This window comes from Flavobacterium sp. (genome assembly GCF_029242675.1).
Lineage (GTDB): Bacteria > Bacteroidota > Bacteroidia > Flavobacteriales > Flavobacteriaceae > Flavobacterium.
The window spans coordinates 1-3,388 of sequence record NZ_JAQWTM010000082.1; the positions used below are offsets into that span (position 1 = coordinate 1).

Annotated in this window: 3 protein-coding genes and 1 pseudogene; 1 reads left to right on the forward strand and 3 read right to left on the reverse strand. The window is 34.9% G+C overall.

The genetic code is table 11. The annotated features are described in order from the left end of the window. Window positions 1–9 precede the first annotated feature (9 nt). The 3 genes from bshB1 to P8M54_RS03235 all read right to left on the reverse strand — a co-directional run bounded on the left by bshB1 (window position 10) and on the right by P8M54_RS03235 (window position 2,340). On the reverse strand, window positions 10–726 hold the full coding sequence (gene bshB1, locus P8M54_RS03225) for a bacillithiol biosynthesis deacetylase BshB1 (protein WP_300285078.1): 717 nt from the start codon (window positions 724–726) through the stop codon (window positions 10–12). A gap of 115 nt (window positions 727–841) precedes the next feature. Further along, window positions 842–1,903, reverse strand: a complete 1,062-nt coding sequence (locus P8M54_RS03230; RefSeq protein WP_300285080.1) for an isochorismate synthase — start codon at window positions 1,901–1,903, stop codon at window positions 842–844. Continuing rightward, window positions 1,903–2,340: a PaaI family thioesterase gene (locus tag P8M54_RS03235; protein WP_300285083.1), complete on the reverse strand. Its 438-nt coding sequence runs from the start codon at window positions 2,338–2,340 to the stop codon at window positions 1,903–1,905. Before P8M54_RS03235 ends, P8M54_RS03230 begins: the two co-directional genes overlap by 1 nt. A gap of 198 nt (window positions 2,341–2,538) precedes the next feature. Between P8M54_RS03235 and P8M54_RS03240 the strand changes: the two are divergent. Then, window positions 2,539–3,388, forward strand: a pseudogene (locus P8M54_RS03240) (hypothetical protein); the annotation flags it as partial.

A 3,388-nucleotide genomic window follows, 5' to 3' on the forward strand; every position in this document is an offset into this window, starting at 1 on the left:
TCAGCAATTTTACTTCAAATCTGCTAAGCTATTGACTGCCAAATATCTTTCCACTGTAAATCCTTCAGCATGCTCTACTCCTACTAATCGCCCTAAGTCTCTTGATCTATAATTTAAACTTTCTAGGAAGTTTTTTGATGAAATTGGCGATTCAGGCTCTTTGGAATTTGGATCATAAAATTGAGAGCTATAAGCCAAAATTGAAGCAATCTTCTTATCGGTAAAGCCAGTTATGTCTACCACAAAATCGGGAACTGAATTTTTCCATTGAATATAATGATAAACGAGTTTTGGTCTCCACGCTTTTTGAGGTACACCATTAATTTCTGTTTCAATTTTGGTTAAACCAGATAAAAAACAAGCATCGGATACTAACTTGCTACCTTTACCGTGATCGATATGACGATCATCTACAGCATTACACAATACGATTTCTGGCTGGTATTTGCGAAGCATTTTAATTACTGCTAATTGATGCTTTTCGTCATTAACAAAAAAGCCATCACGCATTTCCAAGTTTTCACGAACCCTGACTCCCAATATTTTTGCAGCTGCAGCGGCCTCTTGATCTCTTATTTCAGCAGAACCTCTAGTGCCCAATTCACCACGGGTTAAATCAATTACTCCAACTGTTTTCCCTAAAGAGACTTCTTTTAAAATAGTTCCTGAACAACCCAATTCAACATCATCAGGATGTGCTCCAAACGCTAATATATCTAGTTTCATTTATCTTGATTTTTAATTATCTACCAGCACTAAAAACGGATTTAATACTGTAATCATCATTTAAAGAATTGAATTCTTTATTTAACTCTATGTTCTTTATAATTGTAAGTGCTCATTACGACAACACTCGCTTCATCGTTACTGATTTATTAAGGCTTTCTTCCCACTCTTTTTCTGGAACACTGTCTTTGGTGATTCCGCAACCAATGTAAATATGAGCTTGATCGCCATCAATCTCCATGCATCGTAAATTTACGAATAAATCAGAGGTTGAAGCATTATTTACATCCTTACTATTTAATTCACCTAAAAAACCAGTATAAAATTTCCTATCGTAACCCTCTTTTTTAAGAATAAACGCTTTGGCATCTTCTTTCGGCAAGCCACAAACTGCGGGTGTAGGATGCAATAATTCAACAATCTGCTTTAAATTTGTATCAGTATTAAAAACTGCATTAATCGTTGTCTTAATGTGCCAAACAAGTCCTGCTTTTACGTTAAAAGGTGCAGAAACCATACAGTCTGAGACCTTATTTTTTAACTTCTCTACGATATAATCGGTCACAAATTGCTGTTCTTCTTGCTCCTTAGAATGCCATTTTATTTGGGTATTACCCACATCTTTTTGCGTCCCTGCTAAGGATACTGTTTCAAAACCTTTCCCGTCAGACTGTATTAATTGTTCAGGCGTTGCACCCAACCAAGTTCCGATTTTAGGGTGAAAAAAACAATAGACAAAAGCGGTAGGATACAATTGAAGTAATCTTTGAAAAGCCTCAAGCAAATCAAATTCATTTAAAGAGACTGTCTCTTTTCGAGACAAAACTACTTTTTTAAAATTATTTCTAGAAATCGCATCGATACCCGACTGCACAAGCGTTTCAAAATTCTTCTTTTCGCTTGTATTTTGATGCTCAATTATTTTCTCTTCAGGTTCGAAACCAGAAAAATCTTTATCAAAAGTAATCCTATCCGAAAGGGCTTCCGGAATCATAACTTTCGAATTCCCATCAAATGAAGCAAATAAAAATCCACTTTCCTTAAAATCAGATGCAGCGTACAAACGGTCATCCTGCTGCAGAAGCCCTACAACTTTAGAGCTATTCGGTTTGCAGTACACCACAAAAGGCAATTGCTGGGTTAGATGAATGTTAATTTTATCAAATTGTACTTTCATTATTTATCTTCCCTTTTTCTTTTTGGCAAAATCATATTGGTTAATTTACATACTGAAATCAAATTATCGTTTTCATCCGTAATCTTTATTTCCCACAAATGAATACTTTTTCCTTGGTGCACAATTCTGGCAGTTGCAGTCACTACACCATTACGTTTCGCTTTCAGATGATTGGCTGCTATCTCAATCCCTCGAACTTCGTTAATGTCAGTATTCACAAATAAAAAGGAGGCTGCACTACCTACGCTTTCTGCCAAGGCAACAGTAGCTCCTCCATGCAATAATCCCATGGGTTGGTGAACGGAGGAATTCACAGGCATTGTTGCTACTAAAAAACCTTTGCCAGCATCCACATATTTTATGTTTAAGGTCTCCATTAAGGTATTCTTGGAAACTTCGTTGCAGTAGTTTAAAATTCTTTCTTTATCAAATGTCATGTTGTACTTTTTAATTCGGTAAATTTAACAAAAACAAGGTGATTTTAAGAGTAAAACAGTTGTTATTATAATGCCAAAATCTGAAGGCAACCCTAATTATGTTGTGTAATTCATCCATTTAATCTTTAATTAAATCACATTTTTGATTTCTTACCAATTAACTATTGTTTTTTCCTATTTTTACTAAAAATAATTACAATGCGTCATTTCTCAATTCTTATAATTCTCGGATTAATTATTACTTTAGGCTCTTGTCGAGCTGATTTTGAAACTGTGCCAAGTACAGGAGGTCTCGTTTTTTCGCGCGACACAGTGTACCTTGATACTGTTTTTTCAAATATTGGATCTAGTACGTATCGTTTAAAAGTGTATAATAAATCTAAAAACGACATTAATATTCCCTCTATAAAACTTGGAAAAGGGCTGAATTCTAAATACCGTTTATCAGTAGATGGTTTGCAAGGAAATGCTGGAAAATTATTTACAAACGTAGAAATATTAGCTAAAGACAGTTTGTATATATTTATTGAAACAACCGCTAATATAGCTGATGCTAATGCAACCGATCTTTTATATACCGATAAAATAGAATTTGACAGTGGAGCTAATTTACAAACTGTAGAGCTAGTGACACTGATTCAAGATGCCGTTTTTCTGTATCCAAAACGATTGTCAGATGGTACAACAGAAAGTTTACCAATAGGTCAAGAAAAAATTTATGGTTTTTACCTCGACGAAAATGACCCTATAAATGGGAACGAATTGCATTTTACTAATAACAAACCCTACGTAATTTACGGTTATGCCGCCGTTCCTTCCAACAAAACTGCTCTTTTTGATGCAGGAGCTAGAGTGTACTTTCATGCTAACTCTGGAATAATTGTTAGCAATAAAGGCTCTTTACAAATAAATGGAAGTAATTCGATTACAGCAAATTTGGAAAACGAAGTTATTTTTGAAGGAGACCGTTTAGAGACCTTATATGATGATGTCCCAGGACAATGGGGCGCTATTTGGCTTACGAGCGGTAGCACTAATAACAGCATTA